Consider the following 23,507-nt stretch of genomic DNA (forward strand, 5'->3'; position numbering starts at 1 on the left):
GACATGTAAGTCTTCGGTGGGGGAGCTCACTATTAATTTGCTTGTGATGCGAGTGATTTCCCAAGCCGCGCCATAGTTTCCAACAATAAGGTTTTGTAGCGAGCCGGGTTTTCCTCTGGGAATTCCTCTAGCAGATAAAGGTTTTGCTTTGGTATGCCGTTTTGCCGTTTCAAGTAATCCGTAATCAGCTCTTTTGGTGAAGCGCTATAGGTGAAATTTTCTCTCGCATCTCTAAGGGCATCCAGTACTGTTAGCTTAAGTCCGGCCTTAGCTAAGGCATCATCCAACAGCAGCATGCTAAAAAGTCCGCACTGGTAAGCTTGTTCATTCGATTTTCCCTCGATAAGGGCTTCCAATTCGGTAAAACACGCTGTGCCTGATCTCTCAAAATCTTCTTCAAGGCGGTTCGTTTGGTTCAGCAGTTCTTTGCTAAAATGGCCTTGCCAATAAAGCGAACTGGCCCAATACGTCCAGTTTTCCTCAGGGTCGAGAAAATCTGCAAACCAATTGTACGCTGCTGTCGTGGAAAGGTTAGAAATAATATTCAGGCTCATTTGCTCACGCACATATTCGTTTTCTATGTCCAGATTATCAGCCCTGAAGTTCAGGATCATGCTCTCGCCACCTTGTGGGATGCTGGTCCAGTAATATTTGTCAGTCGGTTGATTATAATGGTGAACAAAGAAATTGATCGCCACTTCGGGTTCCCATAGGCCCGTGTCTTTAAACTTCTTCAACGTGCCGCTAATGATGTTGGTGAGAAAATCTCTTGCCCATTCGGATGTGCTCGGGGCAAACATAATGCGGTACCCTTCACCAGAAACGTCAAAATCGCCACTGCCGATATAAATAGGTTCTCCTTGGCGAGCTGAGAAGTTATCAATGATGCCGCCATTGAAGATATCATAATAACCGGCTTCGGCTTTCATATCAGCGCAGCTGTTATCTTCATCCTTTATGCAAAGTGTTGAGGTGAACTTCCTTTGTTCACCAATCACACTGCGTGGGTTCAAAAGAATACCGCCTTGCTTGAGTTGGCTGATAGACCAATGATCCAGATGTATGCCTGTTTGATCAGGTTTTAAAACAAGGGAGAAAGATTGGAAGGGTTTGCCATTTATAGCTTTAACCACTGCATTAGCGATGATGAGATCAGCCTCCTGTACTTGGAGAAGTGCACCGATATCGGCGTTGCTATGATATTGAAACTGGAAAGATGTTGTTGGCCTGTCTAGCTGATAGGTGGCAAGCAAGTGGTTTTCCTGCTTTTCAACAATAATATCAGCATGAATTTTTTCAGTCTTTGTTGTGGTCTCTTCCTGAGCAGATAAGGGCTGCATCCACATAAAAACAGATATAGAAAATAACAAACTAATTGCGTGCATGAAACGCATCAAAAATCCCCATCACAAAATATCTAAAGTTTATTCAGCTATAAAATCTTAAGGTTGATCAAGCACTTAAAAAGTGTGTGAACTATAGGCAGGCGCGAGTGCGTTTAAAAGCTGGAAAATAAGAAAAAAGCTGTCTTTGTCTGATCAATATCAATTCCCAAAGAGTCCCGGAACTGTAACGAAACTGTATTAAATTCATCATAGGGGAGTGGCTCTATACCTCGCGGATTATAGGGTTGCGAGTATATGTGGGACAAATACGATGACTGATGTATTGCCGGGTCGGCACGGCCAAACTTCATCGGGCAGTTGGGGGCAATGGTTCGCTATTGCAGGCCTTGTTTATGTGCTGCTGGTTGCGGTGGCGACCATTGGTGGCGGTTTTAAGTTAGCAACAGGGGATCAGGCGCGGGAGCTGTTTGCTTTTGCAAGTAATCCCATCACTGCACTTGTGATTGGTACGATCGCCACGGCGCTTATCCAGTCTTCCAGCACGGTGACCTCTATTATTGTTGGCTTAGTTGCGGGTGGCTTGCCTGTTGAAATTGCTATTCCCATGGTGATGGGCAGCAATATTGGCACCACAATTACCAACACGATTGTAAGCCTTGGCCATGTAAGACAGGGGGAAGAATTCAAACGCGCGTTTGCTGCGGCCACCATCCATGATTTCTTCAATGTGATCTGCGTGATTATCTTCCTGCCGCTCGAAATTATGTTTGGTTTCCTGCAAAAGGTTGGGGCTTATCTCGCGAACTTTCTGGTGGGCGGTGAGAATGTTTCCATGGGCGGATTTAACTTTATTAAACCACTGGTTTCCCCGCCGATTAATTTGGTCGAGGGGACGCTCGAGCGCTTTGGTGCATCTGATGTGGTGGCTGGTATCTTGATGATCTTTATCGGGATCGGGATGATTTTCCTGTCCATTTCCTTCATTGGCCGCCTGCTTAAAGAACTGATGACCGGGCGTGCGAAGGATATTATGCATTATGCGGTGGGGCGCGGGCCTGTATCAGGCCTTGCATCCGGTACGCTTATTACGGTTCTTGTGCAGTCGTCTTCCACGACCACCAGCCTTATTGTACCGCTTGCGGGTAGCGGGGTGTTTTCCCTAAGGCAGATATATCCGTTCACACTGGGGGCGAATATCGGCACCTGTATCACCGCGCTTCTTGCGGCAACGGCGGTTGTGGGCGGGAACGCTTATTTCGCGCTTCAGGTAGCGCTTGTGCATCTGGTTTATAACAGCCTCGGTGTGCTTGTTGTTTACGGTATCCCGTTTCTCAGGAATATTCCGCCGCAGCTAGCTGAATGGCTTTCCGGTCTTGCTGTAAAGAAAAAGATATATGTTGCCGCTTATATTGGCACTGTTTTCTTCCTTGTACCTTCCGCGCTGATTGCGCTTAGCGAAACAATGGGAATTTAGACCGTGACAGATATAGCCCTTCAAAAAGAATTGCTGCGAGAAAAGATTACGCAGGTGGAAGTTACACTTGCGAACCTGCAAGACAGAATCGAAATGCTCGAAGAAGAAGAACAGCATAATATGATCGATCATCTGGAAGATTATATTGATGAAGTTCACACAGAAGCATACGGTTTGCAAGAGTATTGGACAGCCCTGAAAACCGAGATTTAGGTAAAATTTTAGGTAAAAATGTACACTAATAGTTAAATGGTTGTATTTTTTACTTGAGATTTACTATCAAAAAGTGCTTTATGCGCCCCGTCATTCAGGCAAATGATGTTAAGCGGGGGAGTTTGGCATGCCGAGTTTAGCGGCACAATTCTGGATCGCGGTGTTGAAGGTTACAGGCAGAAAGAAAACCTTCTTATCCGCAGAAGCCCTACATGGGATGATGGCGCAGCGCGCCAACAGCATTACCTATGATCCACCTGAGTATGTGGAGAAAAGGTGCCATGTGGATGAAGCCCTTGTGGGCGGTTATCCGGTTATTACACTCACACCAAAAACGGGTACGAGCGGTGATGCGTTTATGTATCTTCACGGCGGTGCGTATGTTTTCGAAATTATTGAACGCCAGTGGATGTTCGCAGCCGATATGGCGTGCAGGCTGGGGCGTACAGTTTACGTACCAATTTATCCGCTAGCACCCACCTCAACGGCCGCAGATACATTGGCTTTTGCTGAAAAAGCGTATCTTTGGGCAGAAGAAAAGGTGGGGTACCGCAGGCTGGATGTGTTTGGCGATAGTGCGGGAGCTGGTATGGCTGTGGCCATTATGCAGGTGCTGCAGGCCAAAGGCATTACGCCAAAGGCGAAAAGCTTAGCGCTTCTTTCTCCCTGGTTTGATATCACCCTTGAAACAGATGGTGTGCTTGAGGTGGATAGGGTTGACCCCTGGATATCAAAGCCGGGCCTGGTGGAAGCAGGAAAGCTTTATGCCGGTGATCTTCAATTCCATGACCCACGCGTAAGCCCTATTGAAGGGCCACTCAACAATTTGCCGCCGTGCCATATTTTTATTGGTACACGGGATATTATGCTGGCTGATTGCCGCAGGTTTGAAGAAAAAATGAAAGCCGAAGGCGGGGAAGTGTATCTCACAGAATATAAGGGCATGTTCCACTGCTGGCCGGTGGTGAAGTCCCCTGAAGGTAAGAAGCTTAGAGAGCAGCTTGCAGATGTGCTAACAGCCTAGATGCTGGATTCTTAAAGCGCTGCTGGTTATAAAGCGGGATCAATATATCTGGGGTCCCGCATGTTTAAGGCTTTGTTTCGCACTTTTAGTTTCACGCTCAAACGTATGTTTGAATATGGTGGGCGTTCTTGCCGTGAAGAATATTGGTATTTCCTGATTGCCAGTTTTGTTTTCCATATCCCTGTGTGGATTGTAGCGGCAATTGCGGGCGAAGTTTCTGGGCCTTGGGTTATCCTCGCATACCAGATTATTATTGGACTTGGTTTTCTGTCGCTTCAGTCTCGCAGGCTTCATGATCTGGGGTACCCGTCTTATTGGCTAGGGCTTTATCTTATCCCTGTCACCGTATGGCTTCTGCCAGTTGCAGGTGATTTTCTCAGCTTACAGTTTATGTATACCGCTCTTGTTGGGGCCTTTATGGGCATATGTCTGTGGCTGAAGGGTGTATCTGGCGATAATGAGTTTGGAGAAGATCCGCTTAAGGAAGATAGCGCTGAAGATTAGCGTTTTAATGAAACACCACTTTCCTTCATCACGAAAGCTGCAAAATCATTGATTGCCATTGTGTTTGGTGCTGTTACCTGCTTTTCGCTGTTCCAGATTAGATAATCAGTAGGAATATCCGTGAAGCCATGTTCTTTAAAAAGCGAGCCGAGTGCGGGCATATGATCGCCGTATAGAGCAACAGTACGTGGGCGTTTGCTATTTGAGTTTGTGCTCAAGTTTTGAAACAAGCCCATCAGGTTTTCCATATGCTGCTGGTATAGGGCGAATTCCCTATCCCCTGTTGGGTTTTCAGCGATAAGAGCCGTTTCATTCACATGCTCATCAAGTCTGCCTGAAGCCCACGGCCCGTGGCTTTCAATGGTGATTGCAAAGATGAACAGTGGCTTGTCACTTGTGGTGTGATGTTCGGCAACAATCTCATCAATGCGTTTCCCCAGTGCGCTATCAGCAATATACTTCCCGAAGTAGGGTGCGTCATTAAATTCTTCGATACCGATGAATTCTTCAAACCCCAGATTAGGCATAACATCGGAACGGCGGAAAAATTCTTTTTTCGCCGGGTGGATGCAGATTGTGCGGTATCCAGCATCTTTGAGCAAACTTGCAATTGTTGTTACTGGCTTTTGCGCAAACCGCATGTAGGGGTTTATGCGGTCCACCCCCAGTTTGTTGTTTTCCATCATGGACAGGAAGGAAAACTCTGTTTGCATGGTATAGGCACCCCATGCAGGAACCTCTATTGTACCAGTGGTTACACCGTCGGCTTCAAGATTGCGGAGTGCTTGCCAGCCGGTGCGCTTAGCCTCCGGTAACAGGGTGAATAAGCGTTCCAGATCGAAGTAGCTTTCCCCTTGTATAGCAATGATATCCTGAGGTTTCGCTGTATGAGCTGTTATCTGCTGCGTACGTAGCTCGGTTTTATCAACAGTCATCTTCAGAAGCATGCGGTACAGCATCACTGTTGGGAACAGGCCAAAGCGGGTGATGTCTTCTTTCAGTTCCAGAGTAACACCGTGCTCGTTCATCGTCTGTTCGTTGAAGGAAAGGCTGAAAATACCTCTGAAAACTCTGATGAACACAAGCCACAGGCCGATAAAGAGAAAATAGGAAAGGGCCGGGTGAGGGGTGCCAATCCATCCGTATATTGGAAAGCTTTCTTCAAAATTAAGGCTTAAGCCAATGATCCCTGCAAATGCTGCAATCACAAGCGCAATGATAGGCCAGCCTACATAGGAAAGATAAAATTCAGGATAGATGTAAAGGTTCCTGAGATTATCAAAATCATGAGCGTTAAAGGGACTATCAAGTACTTCATATTTCTTGTTGGATACGGCGGTAAGGCCCGCATAAAACAGCGTTGAACCTGCTAAAGCCAAAATGGGGTGTGCAGCGAATACCGCGAAACTACCATATACAAAAGCCCCCATAAGCGGTGTGAGCAGATAGAAGCTGGCTGAACGTGTTGCACCGCCATTTTCATTTTCGGGGATTTTTCTTGCGTATGCTTCAGCACCAAAAGGCAGCACAATGATGGCTGCAAACAGGATTAAACCCAGCATTATTGTTTTTTCCTGTTCATAAGGCGTGTAACGGCAGCGCTTGCTGCAAGCTCAATACCAGTTGGCGTGAAGAAATCACCATACAGCTGGCTATCAGCACGTACAACCCTGAGGAAATTATTGATGAAAAGTGTGTCTGGTGCCTTGGCATTAGACCAAAAATCATCAAGTGGTCCCTGGTATGTCAGGCCCTTCATATCGTAAATTGCGCGGCCCATTACTTTAACTGGTGCATTTTGCTTTAAAGCGGCATAGCCAACGGTACTGTTGATAAGCACAACACCTTCGGCACGTTTTAATAGTTTATCCAGGTCACCGCCTTCAATGTAATCAATCCGGCCAGTTGCACCGTGCCTGAGAGCTGCCAGCTCAATCAGGTTTCGGTAGTCAATCATGCCGTTATCCAGCGGGTGGCTTTTAAATAGAAGCCGTATACCATTTGGTGCAGCCTTTGCGAAGGAGGCTATTACTTCATCAATGAAATCAGGTACGCTTTCATAATTACTGTGATTTCTGATTTGGAAATCACTGTTCAATTGTAGCGGTACCATGAAATAACGATCCGTTGGCTTTGCATAATATGCCAAAGCCTGAGAATTCGCTTTTTTATAGGCTTGCTTGCGAATGAAACGGTTTATCCAACCTTTTGCTTCTGCAGATACCTTTTCCGGGCGGTGTGTTTGGTAATTCCTGAAATGCATACAGCATAGAATATTAGAAAGATGGAACATCAAATCCATTCTAACTCTGGCACCCATTGGGTTTGGTAGTGTTGGTCTGTCGGTCTGATTATCCAGAGCGCCGGTCTCTTTCAGGGTTTTGGCTCTCGCCTCTACAGCTTCTTTTGTCCGTGGTAGAGGAGAATTCGCGTTGGTCCCGCCTGTTTCAAGAGTCACATAGTTCGGGCGTGTGTAGCCTTCTTCAAAAACATGAACGCGAATATTTAATTTCGCAGCAATAGGAAAGATTGGTTGGTGAATTGGGCGGCAATCACCAAACAGAATAACATCAGTGATGCGCTTTTCTTTAATGAGTTCCTCGTAGAACACCGGTAGATATTCATGAGGTTGCTGAAAACGTGTGGTTTCTACCTTGTGTCGCCCGAATTTCCCAAACCAGATATCGCCGCCGCAATAGTTCACTCTGTGGCAGGTTGCTCCGGCATCCGTAAGCTTGTCAGCCAACACCTTATAAAAAGGTGATGCTAGTCCTTGCAGAAACAAGACTGACATTGGCTTAACTGCGCTGGATTTGCCAACAGGTTGTGACATGCGTTTCTTTCGTTATTGGAAATATGCCTAAAGGCGAGTGCTCGTCTTAACAAATGCACGGAACGCATTCAACTGTTTGCTAGTGCAAATGAACCGGTTTATGTATCTAAACGTTTGTTCATGTTGAGTTCATGCTGACCTATTAAGGAATAGAATTATGCTGCTACAAAAAACGTAATTCGGATAAAAATGTAATTAACGGTTGAGTTTTTGTACAGTGATGCTTTAGGGAATAGGTTACAAACTTATTACGCCTAAGTGGTAGGGAAAAGGTGTGAGCTGAGTTGCATATAGCGTCTAGTATAGTTGGTTTTGGCCATAATAAGGGAAATCAAATCCTTCGGTTAAAGCGACTGATTAGTTGAGAATGCTAAGGTGTTATGATAGCGTGCGTCAAATTTGCTTCTGCAATTTGTAATTCACAGCGACTAAAACCAGCCGCACTTATGTATTTTGTTAGCTATTAAGTTAGTGTGGTATCGGGGGGTATATATGAAAAGTTCCGCGGATTTGGATGCTAATCAAGAAAATATTCTTGAGCTTCCGGTTAGTTTAAAAGCGGATATAGGACAAACTCTTAAGGATATTGGGTCTAATTTTCTAAAGCAGGGACAAGCTTTGGAACGTTTGTCGCAGACCTATGACGAAGAGGCGTTCCGTGAAGCCATCATGACCATCATGAATACGCGTGGTCATTTGATTGTTATTGGAATGGGCAAATCTGGCCATGTGGCGCGGAAAATTTCTGCGACTTTGGCGTCCACTGGTACCCCGTCATTTTTCTTGCATCCTGCTGAGGCATCCCATGGTGATTTGGGCATGGTTACTGCTGATGATGCGCTTTTGCTTATCAGCTATTCTGGAGAAACTCCTGAAATTTCACAGCTATTGCCATCTCTTAAATCTTTTGGAAATAAGATTATCGCGATTACAGGTGCAAAAAACTCCACAATGGGGCGCGTGGCAGATGTAGTGCTTGAAATTCCAATTACTGAAGAAGCCTGTCCAATTAATCTGGCTCCAACAACATCTATCATTGTAACAGCAGCAATTGGTGATGCGCTTGCCGTTTCTCTTATGAAACTTCGTAATTTTCACGCTCGTGATTTTGCTCGCTATCATCCAGGTGGGTCGCTTGGGCGCAGGTTGCTTACAAAAGTTGAAGAAGCAATGCTGGTGAACAATGTTCCTGTTGTATCGCCGGATATGGTTCTTCTTGAATTGGCTGCGGAAATGGCAGGTGGCTCAGCAGGTGTTGCTGTGGTTGTTGATAAGGCAGGGCTACCAATTGGTGTTGTAACCAAAGGCCAGCTTGGCGTTGCTCTTAGAGTAACACGCCGTGTACGTGAAGTTGCTGCCCATCAGTGTATGAGTAAAGAATTTTCTACTATTCAGGAGGACGTAATTGTGGATGAAGCAGAATCCATGATGCGGTCTGATGAAGTAAAGTTCCTTGTTGTGGTTGATGAAAAAGGAAGGTATGCAGGCATCTATAAACATGAAGATGCTTAGCCTTTTTAGTAACCAATAGTGGTGCAACCATGAAAGCCAGAACGGCGTTATCCATTCAGCGGGATGTAATTTTTGCGATTTTTCTTCGCGAAATGAACGCCCGCTTTAGCCGTTATACATTCGGTAATATCTGGATTATCCTTGAACCGCTGGTGATGATTGGCATGTTCATGGTCCTTTTTGGTTTGCGTGGGCGTGGGGAATTCGGCTTCGTAGAACCGCCTGTATTTGTCTATACTGCATTCCTTCCTTTTAGATTGCTCTGGAATAGTACCATGCGTGCCAATATGGGGGCAGCGGGTGCTGTTCGAGGTTTGATGGGCTTCCGGCAGGTTAAGCTGTTTGACGTGTATTTAGCACGATCTGTTGTGGAAGGCGGTGTGTTTCTTGTGTCTGCCACGGTTGTGGGGATGTTACTTTGGTGGGGCGGTCTTAACGTTATTCCAAACGATTTTCTTTTGGTGTTCGCTTATTGTGCTCTCTTTTGGCTTTTTGCTGTTTCTTTCGGTATTCTTGCATCGGTGATGTCCGCGTTTTCCCCCGAGATAACAAAGCTTATTAACTTGATGACGATGCCGCTTATGTTTGTATCAGCTGTTTTTTTTCCAATGACTCTGATACCTGAGGATCTCCACAGTCTTTTTGCGAAAAACCCGATACTTCATGCTATGGAACTTATCCGTGAAGCGTGGTTTGAGCAGTATACCAGCCCTGTGGCTGATGCGCGGTATCTGGCTGCATGGACACTTGGTTTGCTTACACTTGCTATTTCAGGCTACCGATTAAGATGGCAAAGGATGAGCCAGCGATGATCAGGTTTGAAAATGTTTCCAAATATTATCCAACACGCTTTGGACCGAAGTATGTGTTGAAGAATTTAAATATTGAAATCCCTGATGATAGGGATGTCGCTATTTTGGGAGCAAACGGCGCTGGTAAGACCACAATGGTTAACCTGTTAGGGGGAACTGATTTCCCCAGTTTTGGCAAAATTCATACAGATAGATTCATAAGTTGGCCTTTAGGACTTGGCTCAGGCTTTCAGCCTTCTATGTCAGGTAGAGAGAATGTTCGCTTTATCTGCCGTATTCACGGTATTCGTAATACTCGTGAATATGAGGACTTCGTGTTGGATTTCTCGGAAATTGGTACAAATTTTGAGCTGCCTGTTGGTTCCTATTCTTCAGGTATGCGCGCTAAGTTTGGGTTTGCTGTAAACATGGCTTTTGATTTCGATACCTATCTGATTGATGAAATCATGGCTGTTGGAGATCAGGCTTTTAAAAAGAAGTGTTCTACGACACTGTCTGAAAAACGGGAAACTGCAAATATTGTTCTTGTTTCTCATGACGAAAAAATCGTGCAGGAACATTGTAATGCCGCAATCTTACTTGCGTATGGTGGCGCTGAATATTACGAAAGTGTAGATAGAGCGCTTTACAGATACAGAAATTTATAGGTTCAGACGGGTTAGTAATAACGCAATGAATAATATGTTACGCAAATTCAGGGAGAAGATGGCTGATCGTACGCGGTTTAGCGAACGGGCCGTTGAAGATGTACGCAGTCGTACACTTAGTTTCTCCTCATACCGCTGGGTGCTTTTGGTTACTCTGATTGTTGGGGCCTATTATGCGCTTCTAGCATCAGATAGATATGTGACCGTTGCCCGCGTTTATGTGAAGTCTGCTACTGAAGCTACAAATGTAAGCTTCACTCAGCTTGCAGGATTGCCTGGGGCAGGTGGGACTGATACCCGCGAAGCGTTGCTTGCACAAGCCTATCTTAGCTCACGCGATATGCTTGAGTATCTTGAAAAAGCAGTTGGTTTCTCTGAACATTTTTCTTCAAGCGAGTGGGATTTTTATTCTCGACTTAGTTCCAACGCATCTGATGAAGAACGCCTTGACTTTTACCGAGACGCTATCAGCAGTTCGATAGAGTCAGATACAGGTATTCTTACAATCAGAGGACAAGGCTACACTAATGAGTTTTCATTGGCTCTGGTTCAGGCGATGGTCAAGGAAACTGAAAGATATATCAACAGAGTTAGCCAGAGTATTGCTTTGCAGGAAATTGGTTTTGTTGAAGGCGAACTGGCAAATGCCCAAAAACGCATGGAGACTGCACGTGATGTGTTTCTCGCGTTCCAGAATAAAAATGGTATTCTGAGCATAGAAGCCGCAGGAAAATCACTGCAGGGTGCTATTTCTCAGATGGAAAACATGCTGATTGAACACCGAACAGAAGAGAAGGTGTTGGCAAGTTATCTGAACCCAGAAGCTGCTGAACTGGTTACTGTGCGGTCAAAAATTGCGGCGCTGGAAGAACAGCTTCTTATTGAAAGAGCAAAGCTTGCAAGTCAGGATTCTACAACTCTTAATGATCAGGCCGCTGAGTATAAGCGTCTTGAAATGGACCTTACATTTGCGACAGAGCTTTATCAAACAGCCCTTGTTGGGTTAGAGAAAGCCAGAATTGAAAGTTACCACAAGCTGAAGCATCTGGTTGTTGTACAAACACCAATATTGCCGGATTCAGCTATTCTGCCGCGTAAACTTTATTCAGTTATTACACTTTTCGTAGCTTTGACACTGATCTATGGCATTAGCGCCATGATCTTGGCTACAATCCGGGAGCACCGCGATGTTTAATGTGAAATCTTGGAAACAGGCTGTTATTGCTGGCGTTGCTGCGCTCGGCTTCAGTAGTGTGGCTGCCGCGCAGGTAGCTCAATCTGTTGAGCCGATCCCTGAAGAAAAAGTGGAAACTATTGAAGATAGATCTGCGTTTGGTAGCTTTATCTTTGGCGGTAAGTTCAAAGAACAAAGTTTCGTTGGTTTTAATCCTGATTATGTAGTTTCTACAGGGGATAGAGTTCTTCTGCAGTTGTGGGGTGGTTTTGAATTTCAGGGTGATTTCACAGTTGATGCCCAAGGAAATATTTTTGTTCCAAAAGTTGGCCCCGTGAAGTTGCTTGGTGTTCGTAATGCCGATGTAAATAAAGTGGTTAGTGATGCTGTTAAGCGCGTCTTTCGTAAGAATGTAAATGTTTATGCTAACCTTGGCGGTGCTGAGCCTGTGAAGGTTCTCGTAACAGGATTTGTAAAGCAGCCGGGGCTGTTCGCGGGACATGCTTCAGATAGTGTTCTATACTTTCTTGATCAGGCTGGCGGTATTGATCCCGCGCGCGGTAGCTTCCTGAATGTGAAGGTGCTGCGAAATGGTAATGAGCATAGAGCCGTTAATATTTATGATTTTATCCTTACAGGTCAGTTGCCAATCTTCCAGTTGAATGATGGTGATACCATTGTTGTAACACCTGTGCTTTCACAGGCTGGCGTATATGGTGATGTGCAAAATGAAAACTTATTCGAGTTTCATGGCCCATCTGTACGAGCTGATCATCTTTTGGCGCTTGCGCGACCATTCCCGCAAGCAACCCATGTTCGGATTAGCCGCAATAACCGTGCGAAGAAAGAAGTGGAATATATTCCCCTGACAGACCTGACCGGAGTAGAGATTTACCGCGGTGATGTGCTTGAGGTTATGTCGGATAAATCCCAAGGTACCATCAGCGTTCGCATAGAAGGTGAACATGTAGGTGCTCAGGAATTGGTGTTGCCGTACGGTGCTACAATGGGTGATGTACTTAACCAGATTACATTTGGTCCGAATGCACAGCCTGAAGCTATCCAGCTGTTACGCGAAAGTGTAAAGGTGCGCCAGAAAGAAACGCTGGAGGCACAACTTCGTGCCCTAGAAAGTAGTGTACTAACTGCTCGTTCAAAAACAGCAGCTGAAGCTGATTTGCGTCAGCGTGAAGCAGAACTGATCCTTCAGTGGGTTGAACGTGCGCGCAAGATTGAACCCAACGGGCAGGTATCTCTGGCTGGGTCCTCTTTGCGAGATGATATCTTGATGGAACCGGGCGATATCGTTCGTATTCCTCGCAGAAGCAAGTTGGTCATGGTGCATGGTGATGTATTGTTCCCTAACGCTATGGCTTACCGTAATAAAGGAACCGTGCAGGATTATATCAACCTTGCTGGTGGTTTTACTCAAAGCCGCAGTGCTGCTAATGTGTTATTGCTGCATAGAGACGGTACCTTCACAAAGTTGAAGAAAAGCCAATTCAACAGTAAATCGCTTGTGATACAGCCGGGTGATGAAATTTTTGTTCTTCCGAAAGTTCAGACCAAGAGCTTCCAGCTGGCATCTGATTTGATCAATGTATTCTATCAATTAGCGCTCTCTGCGGGCGTGGTGCTGCGTTTGTAGGCAAAGACCATGACTTTTAAACCTTATAGAATGTGGCGCAAGTTTCGCCGCGACCCTATTGCCTATTGTATTGATAGTAAGCATGCTTTCTTACGCCGAAAAGGTGCGCGTATGTTTGAGGAACAGACACGGCACTTTGAAACGCTGGGTGCTGAAAATTCGGATACACTGATTACAGTGGTGATGACGGCTTATAACACAAGCCATCTCGTGGAAGGCGCTGTTCGTTCTGTGTTGGCGCAAACCCATAAGAATTTTGAGCTTATGGTGATTGATGATGCAAGCACCGATGATACGCTTGATGTGCTGAAGAAACTGGCACAGGAAGATCGCCGAGTGCGTATATTTCACTCGCCAGCCAATCACGGCACTTATTGGTCCAAAAACTGGTGTCTGTCACAGGCTAAGGGCAAGTTCGTTGCCTTCCACGATAGTGATGATCTTTCTGACCCTATGCGGCTTCAAACGCAGTTAGGCGCGATTTTATCTGGCAAAGGTAAAATAGCTGTCACGTGCCGTTGGCGGCGTGTGGATGGCGAAGGCAATCCGCTGAATATTGATGGTCTTTCTGAACGGATGGCAGCCATCAGCCTTATGATCCGCCGTGAAGAAGTGCTCGCTAAAACGGGCTTTTTTGATTCAGTGAGAATTTCCGCTGATACGGAGTTCATCACACGCCTTACCCAAGTGTTTGGTATCCGTCAGATGCATCATATGCGGCAGGTTTTATATACTGGCCTTCTAAGGGATGGATCACTTACCACAGGTGCGAATTCCGGGTTCAGTTGGAAAACTGATAATGGCGTTAGCTTTGTTCGGGAGTTATCTGGAGACAGAGCTGAATATCATAAGAGCTTTCATAACTGGCATGATAGTAATCTCGGTAATGAAAAAGTGCTGACAGTTGCTTTCCCTCAGGAAGCACGACGGTTTCCGGCACCAGAGGGTATCTGTAGAAACTGTAATGATCTGGACACTGATCAGGTGATTGAGGTGAGTGCCGCATGAGCACAGATTTCAGCATACTTAAAACACTAGGCGTTATTGGTTTCGTGGAAACACTGCCGAAAACAGCTCTATTGCTAACAGATGCTGATATTCTGAACTATATTGAGGAAGTTGCAGATAGTTCGGTAACCCTTCAAGATATAGATAAAATAACACCAGAGACACGATTGGAATTTTCGCAGATTTATGTATTCACACGATCTGCTGAAACTGGCCGTGTGAGGATGTATAGGCGATCGGCCATAGACAGTGAGATAATTTCTGTAACCTACCAGATACTGCCGAGGTTAGCCTTGGCTGTGGGGCAAGATAATAGCCCGGTTGCCGATAGTGATGCTGGCCCGCGTTTGATGGTAGTGCAGCCCGGTAGTGGTTTTGAACTGTTTGCGAAAATGCTGCGCAGCGCCGGGGTTGCTGATTATCAGGAATACATCACGCCTGAAGTTCTTAGTTGGATTAGTGGTTATAGTGATTTTTCGTTAATCAGGTTTCTAAGGCAAATCCAGTTAGGCCGTACAGATGGTAGGCTTGATGCTATCTTTGGTATGGATGTACTTGCTGGTTTGTTAGAAAAGGGCATTTTAAGGCTTTCATATGTGAAGCGGCTTTATAAAAAAAATGGTGGCGAAATATTATATTTTGCAAACCGGGATAAATGCAGACAAGCCGTAGTAAATACATATCTGAAGAACACGTTATACCGAGGGCAAGGTAATGTACCAGCTGGGGAGCGTAATCAGGTTTTTGCGGGTGGTTTTGATCTTTCAGAGGCATTTGAGCAGCTTAAATTGTTGTTGGAAGCTGAATTTAAGTTTGAAAAACACTTGGAAGCAGTGGAGCATTTCAAATTCATCACTATGTGGGATTTAGAACGTAATGCGCCAATGGTCGCTGAAAATATCGCAATCTTCTTGCATGAACATATTCAGAGATCCGTGGAGATCGAGTATGATAGCTGGCTGGAAGATATTCCTGAATTTGCAGAAGGTGTTCGTCAGTTGAAAGAAAAAATATCGAAGCTAATTAAGTAGAAAATCAGCAGTTAATTTTGATTTCGCTTACTGCGAGGCTTACAAAAGCATCTACACCTTCAGCCAGCCTTGAAATGCCGCTGGATTGCATACGGATAATATAAAATGGCCGATCTGGCATTGCAGGCAGGGAGCCTGTAAAAGTCCAACGATTAAAACCTCTGCGGGATAGGCTGAATTCAATTGGTTTATCATCAATCCACAAAGTGGTTTCTTTCAGGAAACGCCGCTTGGTGAAGCCGCAGCCCTTAATGGTGAACGCTCGCGGTTTCGTAAGATCAACAGGCAGCATGACTGTGCCTAACTTCCCCATCCAGCGGAAACTTGTGCCGTCTCTCCGTTTACCGAGTTTGCTCCATCCAGAGCCAATGAACTCGTCCGATTCCGCTAAAATATGCGCTGCAACTGCTTTTTCAGGAAGAGGCGAACTCGGGGTTGGCGGGCTGTATGCTTCAAGCTCCCGTTCAAACCGATTTCTTTGAACCGTAAGCAAGGCATCAACGAAATCTACCGCAGCTTTTGGGAAGCGCGCTTCAGGTGATTTGAAGGACAGAATATTCGTTCCAGCTATTTCGGTTTTTTCAGTCATGATCCAACCATTCCAAATTCAAGGGGTAGTCTGCAAGTGATTTAGTTAAAATTTCACTACAGCTTTCCTGGTTTTTTGCAGGGTCTTCGACAGCGACTGTAAAAAATAACACCCCAGTGGTGTCTGTTTCTAAACGTAAAGGTGTTTTTTGATTTAGTCTGTGTGTTGCAGTGGCTGATGAGACTGTAAGATTTCCACCTGCATTCAAGCATAGTTTATAGCTACCGGGTAGGCCCAGAATGAATACACAGGAAACGATGTCACGCACAGGATCACGTTTCCACAATAACCCTGAAACAGGTTCATAGCCACTCAGGGTGTCTTCTTTTATAGATGCTGGAAATGATACCGGTATGTTGCTTTTATGGTTGCTGAGATAACTGCTTAGATGCTTGTTCGCAGATATCGTACCCTCCATAGAAGAACCAAATGACACTGCTTTTTTAGCATGTTTGAGTTGGGATGTTATTTCAGAAACTGTGCAGTGACCGCCAACTGAGCTATCCGAAATAATGGATGCTTCATATCCTAGCTGTGAAAGCAGTATGGGGAGTGGTGTGTCGCTGTATAATTGTAAAGTTGTGCACAGGGTATCCGTTGCAAATTTGGGGCTGGTTGCGCTGTCAAATTCTGGGAATGCATCTTCTAAAATAGCCTTGGGTGGTACAGCACCAACAAGTGCGACTTGTCCGGTGGCCTCTATTTCAGCAGGCGATTCTGTTGAGACCTGAGGGGAAGCTATCTCTTTCTGATCATCAATAATAAGCGCTCTATCCGTTTCTTGGAGTATCTGAGTATGGCATCTGCTGAAATCTAAATCATGTAGAAGGCCTTCCAAGTGGCAGTTATAAGCTGCAAGCCAGTCATGGATTTCTGGTTTGCTGATAATTGCACCTAGCGCGGCGGTCAACCGCTGATCTGCTTGAGCATGTGGCATGTTAAATGATGGAGCCACAACATGTTGTGCCCATTTCTGCCCAGCGGTGATAAGTGGTTTTTTGCCTTGTAATACCAGTGGTAGATAGGCGGGAACATCCCGCTTGCTCTCTGAAATAAGTATAATATCAGAGCGGCTTATATATTGGGTAATATGAGCGTCGGAACCGTGAATGTTTGTGAAGGCAATATCTTTCCCGAGATCTGTTAAGTTTTTAACGGCTTCTTCGGCGCCTTCATGGGGACCGATAACCAGTATTGTAGGTACATCTCTCGCGAGGTTTTTCTGCTGCGTGTCAGAACTGTGAGGGCACACAGGTAAACCAGAAGTAAGTTCGGGTAGCTGCAATTGGTGTTGATAAATGCTTGGGAATATCAATTCCAGCGGTATTTCGTCCGCAATTGCATCAGACTCCCTGCCGCGCCTTAACAGTGCCTGGGCTATAATGTCTGCCTTATCTCCAAAGCACTGCCTTAGCCAATTGGTATAGTTAAAGGGCCAATCTGGTGTTGTTTTGAGATGTGCCACAAAAAGCCGGTAGAGAGATTTAGTTGCAACGATCACTGTACCAGAGAAACGTTCGTATAACTTTAAGGTATCCAGGCTTTGGTAGCTGTCTCCCAGAATGAATAGTCTTGCTGCCGTTTGTTCACGCTTGTTGAGGTTAATCAGGTCTCTGTGCCGCTTTACCTTAATCGTTTTTGGTACTGGAAGCGGGACAGGAGCATGATCAGCAATCACAACCGTTACGTCTGCGTGTTCGTTCATAAACAGTGCTGTTTGAATAGTGTATCCCGCAGCAACTGTGCTGATGGGTGCAAGTTCACCGAATATGAAGAGGGTAGGCTTAGTCATGCTTCCCCCCCCTTTGCTGAACTTTCCATGGGGAATAGTTCATCGAGTGTATCAAGTTGTGTTTTCTGGTAAGCGCCGAATACCTCCTGACTGGCGGCTTCCAACTCGGATATTCCACTGTCGGAGCTATCAAGTGTTTTCAGGGACTGTACGAGTGCGGCGACGTTGGCATGCTGGTGCAGATTGTATGGGCTTGGGATGCCGATCATGGCATCAGAGGTGGCGAGAAGAGGCTTTCCGTACGCCAGTGCTTCCACGGATTTAATTTTGAGCCCAGTCCCCCCCAGATTAGGGTTCAGGATGATATCCATGTCGGCATAAAAGCTTTCAGCACTTTCTACAAACCCGTGCTTAGTGAAAGGAATATCCTCCGCAACGCTGCTGCCACATATGGCGCCAGCTAACTCGAAGGTGAAGCGTTCATGCAGAATGGGTTCTTTATTCAATTCTTTCACAAGTTCGCTAAGTGCGTGCTGGTTAATGGGATTGTTGCTGGCCAGATACCCAACCTTCAGCTTCTCTCGTGATGCCGTAGGTTTGGGTAGATAGTTTGCAGGTACATAGTGGCCCAGTGTTCGCACTGCTGTTTTTGACAGCCTTTCAAAGAAACTTGCTTCGGTAGACTGTATGGCAAGCACACAGTCAGCCCGTTTGAGTGCCTTGGCTTCTTCCCGTTTAGTGGTGTTATACCAGCTGGGTTCCATGCCATCTGCTTTCAGTCTTTTATGCCTGTCAGCAAACATATCGTGGGTATCAAGATATTTAGGGATGCCTGGCGGTACATCATCAAGCCAGCGGCTGAACCACACATAATTGGCCAGACAGTAATCAATTTTCCATATTTTCAGGATGCGGGCTGTTATGTCGCTTACTTCGGGCACATACCAATCATCAATCAAATGATGATTGCGTCTGGACTGTTTGCGCACGCCCTTCTGCGGATGAACAATATAGACATGCTCCCAGCAGTTACGCATGGCAAGTTCTTGCTCTTCGCTTAGTCCCTCAAGGCCACCATAGACAAAATGAATGCTGTAACCACGGTCTTGAAGAGTTTTGCACAGGCTAAAAACACGTGCACGATTCCCGTGGTTCTGGGGGTGTGACGGAATCGGCGATGTAACAAGAATCTGCATTCTATGTAACTTTCAGGCCCTGTGCTTTGAAGTAGAGTGTATTAAATCCTCCGGTCACGATAGACCGGGAATTCAATTATGCCAACTGTTGCTTATGGTTACCGGTTTTTTAAAAAAGCCCAGGCGTGTTTGATCATGTCTTCCAGTTTCGGATATTCTGGTTGCCACCCAAGTATTTCATTGGCCTTACTCGCATTCGCGATAAGGAAAGCAGGATCACCAGGTCGGCGATCTTCCTCAATGGCGTCAAAGTCTATGCCTGTTACCTTTTTTGCAGTTTCGATAACCTCACGTACTGAAAAACCTGTGCCCGTTCCTAAGTTGAAGGCATCGTAAAAGCCTTCTGTTTTCTCTACTCGGTCGAATAGATATTCAAGCGCTTTTACATGTGCTGAAGCCAGATCACATACATGGATATAATCTCGAATACATGTGCCATCAGGTGTAGGGTAATCTGTACCAAACATCTTGATGTTTTTACGTTTTCCGCTGGCAGCTTGTAATACAAGTGGAATGAGGTGCGTTTCAGGTTCGTGTAGCTCGCCAATTTGCCCCGAAGGATCACTGCCCGCGGCGTTGAAATAGCGGAGGGCTATGGACTTGAAGGTGCATGATACGGCTAAATCTCTCAGCATGCACTCCACTGCCCATTTGGTTTGTCCGTATGGATTGATAGGCAGTTTAGGTAGAGTTTCCACCAGTGCATCATCTTCTTCCGGTTGACCATAAACTGCCGCGGTGGACGAAAATACAATATGCTCCACCTTGTGCTTTTGCATGCTTTGTAAGAGATTAAGTGTTCCAGCCGTGTTGTTGTCGTAGAAAGAAAGTGGATTTACCACGCTTTCTCCAGCTTCAATAAAAGCTGCAAAATGAATAACAGCATCGATGTTATGCTCAGTGAATATTTTGTCGAGTAGGGCGCTGTCTCTTATGTCGCCTTCAATTACCTCGCCGTTTAGAACGCTTTCTTTATAACCGTTTGAAAAGTTATCAAGAATAATGCTTTTGTACCCATGTTGGTGAAGTGCTTTCACGGTATGGCTGCCAATAAAGCCTGCACCACCTGGAACCAAAATTGTTTTCATTGGTAAATGTCTCATTAGAAGAATTAATAATGTTTATAGCTTTTAGCCTTCTTGCAAGGTATTGGGAAGGCGGGTTTTGTTTTTCATGCTCATTAAGGAAGTTGCAGTTGAAGGTAATCTTTTGTAACTCCATAAGTTGATTTTATTCATTGCTTTATGATCAAGAGTAAGTTGGGGTACCTGATAGATGCGTATTTTGTTCGTTCATAATAATTTCCCGGGCCAGTATCGCCGGCTCTTAAGGTATATCGAAAGCAATCCAAAACTTGGTGTTGAAGTAAATGTTGCAACACTTCAGAAAAATGAACAGAAATTTAAGGCAAAGCGTGTTTTCAAGTTCAAACCACACAGAGATGCGACACAAGGTATTCACCCATCTCTGATTGCTACAGAGCGGGCTGTATTACAGGGACACGCGCTGTATGGTGCTTTCCTAAATAGCAAAGACACATCATTTAAGCCTGATCTTATTATGTCACACTCAGGATGGGGATCTAACATGTTCTTGAAGGATATGTTCCCCGATGCGAAATTGTTGACCTACTATGAATGGTATTATCATGCTCGTGGTGGTGATGTTGAATTCCTCAACAACAAAAGAAGTGATGCCAATGATGCCATGCGCATACGGATGAAGAATAACCCGATTTTGCAGGACCTTGCTGTAATGGATCATGGGCAATGCCCAACATCTTTCCAACACAGTCGGTTACCGGAAGTGTTCAGATCTAAGGTTAGTGTGCTTCACGATGGTGTGGATACTGAATTTTTCCAGCCTAATCCAAAGATTAAAGTTCGGATCGGTGAACATACCTTCTCTGCCGAAGATGAAGTGATCACTTATGTTGCACGTGGTATGGAGGAATATCGGGGTTTTCCTGAATTTATGCGCATGGTTAATATCCTGCAAAAGCAGCGCCCTAATGTGCATGTGGTGATCGTTGGTGATGACCGTGTAGCCTATGGTGCTCAGCGTAAAGATGGTAAAAGTTGGAAAGAGGCAATGCTGGAAGAACTACCTGAGCTGGATCATAGTCGTATCCACTTCACCGGGCTTCAACCGCTTCAAATGTTGAAGGGCTTGTTCCAGATTACCCGAGCACACGTGTATTTAACTGTACCATTTGTGCTTTCATGGTCGATGTTGGAAGCTATGGCTGCTGGCGCCTTGATTGTTGGATCAGATACTGAGCCCGTAAGGGAATTGATCAATCACGGCGAGAATGGCGTGCTTGTGCCGTTCTTTGATGTGGAAAAGCAGGCTAATACTATTTGTCATATTTTAGACAATAAAGCGGACTATGAACCACTGAAACAAAAAGCAAGAGAAACAATTCTTGAGAATTATGCGGTTAATGATCTGTTGCCAAAATATTGGCAGTTAATTGAAAGTGTCGCTAATGGAACAAAGTCTTAGTTGGAAAAGACGGTTTTTAGAACTCAGAATTGCAATTGAAGTAAGGTAGTGTTTTAAATGATATGGTTGTAGCTGTTGATAGCTTCACTGGGAAGTTTTACTCTAACAGCTTGAGATGTTTAAGATAATCGAGAGGTCTTTTTATTTCTTAGGTAACAACCATCTAAATTATAGCCGTTTGATTTTATCCATTATTGAAAACGCCGATTTTCCCTAGGTATTCGGTATCGACACCTATTATAGCGTGTGATACCTATCTCTGTAATTTGGGCAAGGCTCACCTATAGAACTGTCTCTCTTTAGGTGTATGTGAGAAAGACAAACGCGCTCGTTAATCTTTTCGGGGAATAGTAGTATAAGTTATGGCGTTAATTGATGATTATAGGGAAGAAGAGCAGGAAATCCGCCGTTCGTTCAAGGTGATTTCTTTCTATTCCATTATCGCAGCGATCTGTATGCTGGGAATGCCGATCTTTATGTTTCAGGTTTATGACCGGATATTGAGATCAGGTAGTATTCCAACTCTGATGGTAATGCTTGCTTTTGCTGTCTTTATTCTCGTTTGCTATGGATATTTTGATAGTGTTCGCCAACGCCTGCTAGCTAAAAGTGCAGTACGACTTGAATCTAAGGTTGCAGGTTTTTTGTTTGCGGGGGAACTTTCTCGTGAAAGCGGTGCGAATACACAGAGTATCCGGGATTTGATGGTTATTCGTCAAACTCTTACATCACCTGCGATGTCAGCTGTTTTCGATTTGCCTCTATTGCCACTTTTTACCTTACTTATCTTCCTTATTCACTGGGGTCTTGGTTTTGTGGTTCTGGCTGGTGCGGTTATTATCCTTGCTGTTGGTGTATTTGGGGACCGAGCAACAAGCCATGCGAATATGGAATATTCAAAGGCGGCTATCAATTCTAATAGCAATATGGACAACTATATGTCCTCGCAGGAACTTATCCGTTCTCAAGGACTTTATAGAGAAGCTGTTACTGATTGGGGCAGGGTGCATGGTGAAGCGCTTTCCCGCTATGTGGATAGCAACAACACACTTGCCAAATATTCTGGTGCGACCAAGGCCGTAAGACAGATTGTTCAGGTTTTGATGATTGCAGCGGGTGCACTTCTTGTATTGCTTGAACTGGCTAGCCCAGGTGTGATTTTTGCGTCTGCGATGATTGGTGGACGTGCACTTCAGCCAATTGAAGCGATTGTGGGCAGTTGGCGCACGCTCGTAGCTGCTGTAGAGGCTCGCAAGCGTCTAATGCAGCGCCTTGAAGAAATGGATCTTCCTGTTGATAGAACACCGCTTCCAAGACCTAAAGGTGTAATTGGTCTGGACCGTGTTATGTATGTGCCGCGTCCTGGGATGCAGCCAGTTATCAAAGGCATTCAAGGCGTTATTCAAGCAGGAGATAGCGTTGCTATTATCGGGCCGTCGGGTGCTGGTAAATCAACGTTGGCACGCCTTATCGTAGGATACCTAAGGCCAAATAGCGGTGTGATCTCTCTTGATGGGCAAGACCTTCATGTTTGGGACCCTACAGCCCGCGGGATGCATATTGGATATATGCCGCAGCAGGTTACGTTCTTTAATGCTACTGTACGAGAAAATATCGCAAGACTAAGAAAAGATGATCCACCTGAAATGGCTATTGAGGCTGCAAAGCGTGCTGGTGTGCACGAGGTGCTTATGAAGCTTCCTCAAGGATATGATACGGTTATAAGCCCGGCTCAGTTTATGCCTTCTGGGGGACAGTCACAGCTTATTGCGCTAGCTCGTACTTTTTATGGTAACCCTGCTGTACTTGTGCTTGATGAACCAAATGCAGCGCTTGATAAGCAAGGCGAAGAAATTTTCCACAAGGCTCTTGCTCAGGCCAAGAAAGACAAAATTACGACCATTGTTGTAACACAGCGTCCGAACGTGCTTCAGCATGTTGATAAAGTGATGTTACTCCAAGATGGTACAGTTAAGGATTATGGCGACAAAGACAAGGTGATGAACAGCGGTAATGTAACTACACAAAAAGCTGTGCAGAACCCTGCAAACAAGGTGGTTGCAGCCTCTCAAAAAGCGGGGCAACAAGCACCCGAGAAGAAGCCACAACCAAAACCTGTTATTAAGACGATGAAACCAGTTTCTAAGGCTGATGCTCCTGCACCAGCGCCGAAAATTGAGTTGAAGATGCAGCCGGTAGAAAAACCATCTACAGAAGAACAGCCAGCCGACCCGTCTACAGAAAAGAAGGGGGCATAGA

At 45.2% G+C, this 23,507-nt stretch carries 20 protein-coding genes; 13 read left to right on the plus strand and 7 right to left on the minus strand.

Annotation, left to right across the window (positions count from 1 at the left end; translation table 11 throughout):
* Positions 1-32: 32 nt before the first annotated feature.
* A complete protein-coding gene (locus KFE96_RS06860) occupies positions 33-1,394 on the minus strand; it encodes a hypothetical protein (RefSeq protein ID WP_255835241.1) in 1,362 nt (453 codons plus the stop codon).
* A 262-nt stretch (positions 1,395-1,656) separates the two neighbouring features.
* Here KFE96_RS06860 and KFE96_RS06865 point away from each other — a divergent pair, with 262 nt between their 5' ends.
* The 4 genes from KFE96_RS06865 (at position 1,657) to KFE96_RS06880 (ending at position 4,561) form a co-directional block, all read left to right on the plus strand.
* Entirely contained in the window at positions 1,657-2,820 is a 1,164-nt protein-coding gene (locus KFE96_RS06865; protein WP_255835242.1) for a Na/Pi symporter, read from the plus strand.
* 3 nt (positions 2,821-2,823) lie between these two features.
* Positions 2,824-3,033: a hypothetical protein gene (locus KFE96_RS06870; RefSeq protein WP_255835243.1), complete on the plus strand. Its 210-nt coding sequence runs from the start codon at positions 2,824-2,826 to the stop codon at positions 3,031-3,033.
* A gap of 127 nt (positions 3,034-3,160) precedes the next feature.
* Positions 3,161-4,057: an alpha/beta hydrolase fold domain-containing protein gene (locus KFE96_RS06875; protein ID WP_255835244.1), complete on the plus strand. Its 897-nt coding sequence runs from the start codon at positions 3,161-3,163 to the stop codon at positions 4,055-4,057.
* Between the two features lie 60 nt (positions 4,058-4,117).
* Positions 4,118-4,561: a DUF805 domain-containing protein gene (locus KFE96_RS06880; RefSeq protein WP_255835245.1), complete on the plus strand. Its 444-nt coding sequence runs from the start codon at positions 4,118-4,120 to the stop codon at positions 4,559-4,561.
* On the opposite strand, the gene KFE96_RS06885 is transcribed toward KFE96_RS06880, so the two are convergent.
* Positions 4,558-6,123, minus strand: a complete 1,566-nt coding sequence (locus KFE96_RS06885; RefSeq protein WP_255835246.1) for an LTA synthase family protein — start codon at positions 6,121-6,123, stop codon at positions 4,558-4,560. The two genes, KFE96_RS06880 and KFE96_RS06885, sit on opposite strands and share 4 nt — an antisense overlap.
* Positions 6,123-7,394 (minus strand): capsule biosynthesis protein, encoded by a 1,272-nt coding sequence (locus KFE96_RS06890; RefSeq protein WP_255835247.1) that lies wholly within the window; start codon positions 7,392-7,394, stop codon positions 6,123-6,125. The genes KFE96_RS06885 and KFE96_RS06890 overlap by 1 nt, the downstream gene beginning before the upstream one ends.
* Positions 7,395-7,886: 492 nt before the next feature.
* Here KFE96_RS06890 and KFE96_RS06895 point away from each other — a divergent pair, with 492 nt between their 5' ends.
* Genes KFE96_RS06895 through KFE96_RS06925 form a run of 7 tightly spaced genes read left to right on the plus strand, consistent with a single transcriptional unit; the run spans position 7,887 to position 15,226 of the window.
* Entirely contained in the window at positions 7,887-8,906 is a 1,020-nt protein-coding gene (locus tag KFE96_RS06895; protein ID WP_255835248.1) for an SIS domain-containing protein, read from the plus strand.
* Between the two features lie 29 nt (positions 8,907-8,935).
* Complete coding sequence (locus tag KFE96_RS06900) at positions 8,936-9,718, plus strand: ABC transporter permease (protein ID WP_255835249.1); 783 nt, start codon at positions 8,936-8,938, stop codon at positions 9,716-9,718.
* Entirely contained in the window at positions 9,694-10,365 is a 672-nt protein-coding gene (locus KFE96_RS06905) for an ABC transporter ATP-binding protein (RefSeq protein ID WP_255835250.1), read from the plus strand. The genes KFE96_RS06900 and KFE96_RS06905 overlap by 25 nt, the downstream gene beginning before the upstream one ends.
* A 58-nt stretch (positions 10,366-10,423) precedes the next feature.
* Positions 10,424-11,560 (plus strand): hypothetical protein, encoded by a 1,137-nt coding sequence (locus KFE96_RS06910; RefSeq protein ID WP_255835251.1) that lies wholly within the window; start codon positions 10,424-10,426, stop codon positions 11,558-11,560.
* Entirely contained in the window at positions 11,553-13,187 is a 1,635-nt protein-coding gene (locus KFE96_RS06915) for a polysaccharide biosynthesis/export family protein (RefSeq protein WP_255835252.1), read from the plus strand. The genes KFE96_RS06910 and KFE96_RS06915 overlap by 8 nt, the downstream gene beginning before the upstream one ends.
* A gap of 9 nt (positions 13,188-13,196) precedes the next feature.
* Complete coding sequence (locus KFE96_RS06920) at positions 13,197-14,195, plus strand: glycosyltransferase family 2 protein (protein WP_255835253.1); 999 nt, start codon at positions 13,197-13,199, stop codon at positions 14,193-14,195.
* The gene (locus tag KFE96_RS06925; protein ID WP_255835254.1) at positions 14,192-15,226 is read left to right on the plus strand and encodes a hypothetical protein; all 1,035 of its coding nucleotides are present in this window, start codon (positions 14,192-14,194) and stop codon (positions 15,224-15,226) included. Before KFE96_RS06920 ends, KFE96_RS06925 begins: the two co-directional genes overlap by 4 nt.
* 4 nt (positions 15,227-15,230) lie before the next feature.
* On the opposite strand, the gene KFE96_RS06930 is transcribed toward KFE96_RS06925, so the two are convergent.
* The 4 genes from KFE96_RS06930 to galE all read right to left on the minus strand — a co-directional run bounded on the left by KFE96_RS06930 (position 15,231) and on the right by galE (position 19,831).
* Positions 15,231-15,815 (minus strand): hypothetical protein, encoded by a 585-nt coding sequence (locus tag KFE96_RS06930; RefSeq protein ID WP_255835255.1) that lies wholly within the window; start codon positions 15,813-15,815, stop codon positions 15,231-15,233.
* The gene (locus KFE96_RS06935) at positions 15,808-17,607 is read right to left on the minus strand and encodes a hypothetical protein (protein ID WP_255835256.1); all 1,800 of its coding nucleotides are present in this window, start codon (positions 17,605-17,607) and stop codon (positions 15,808-15,810) included. The genes KFE96_RS06930 and KFE96_RS06935 overlap by 8 nt, the downstream gene beginning before the upstream one ends.
* Positions 17,604-18,743 carry a glycosyltransferase gene (locus KFE96_RS06940; protein ID WP_255835257.1) on the minus strand — a complete coding sequence of 380 codons (1,140 nt, stop codon included), beginning with the start codon at positions 18,741-18,743 and terminating at the stop codon, positions 17,604-17,606. The genes KFE96_RS06935 and KFE96_RS06940 overlap by 4 nt, the downstream gene beginning before the upstream one ends.
* A 98-nt stretch (positions 18,744-18,841) precedes the next feature.
* Positions 18,842-19,831 (minus strand): UDP-glucose 4-epimerase GalE, encoded by a 990-nt coding sequence (gene galE / locus KFE96_RS06945; protein ID WP_255835258.1) that lies wholly within the window; start codon positions 19,829-19,831, stop codon positions 18,842-18,844.
* Positions 19,832-20,018: 187 nt separating this feature from the next.
* On the opposite strand from galE, the gene KFE96_RS06950 reads away from it, so the two are divergent.
* Both KFE96_RS06950 and KFE96_RS06955 read left to right on the plus strand, forming a co-directional pair.
* On the plus strand, positions 20,019-21,248 hold the full coding sequence (locus tag KFE96_RS06950; RefSeq protein ID WP_255835259.1) for a glycosyltransferase: 1,230 nt from the start codon (positions 20,019-20,021) through the stop codon (positions 21,246-21,248).
* A gap of 362 nt (positions 21,249-21,610) precedes the next feature.
* Positions 21,611-23,506 (plus strand): type I secretion system permease/ATPase, encoded by a 1,896-nt coding sequence (locus tag KFE96_RS06955; protein ID WP_255835260.1) that lies wholly within the window; start codon positions 21,611-21,613, stop codon positions 23,504-23,506.
* The last annotated feature ends 1 nt before the right edge of the window (position 23,507 follow it).

This window comes from Kordiimonas sp. SCSIO 12603 (assembly GCF_024398035.1).
Lineage (GTDB): Bacteria > Pseudomonadota > Alphaproteobacteria > Sphingomonadales > Kordiimonadaceae > Kordiimonas.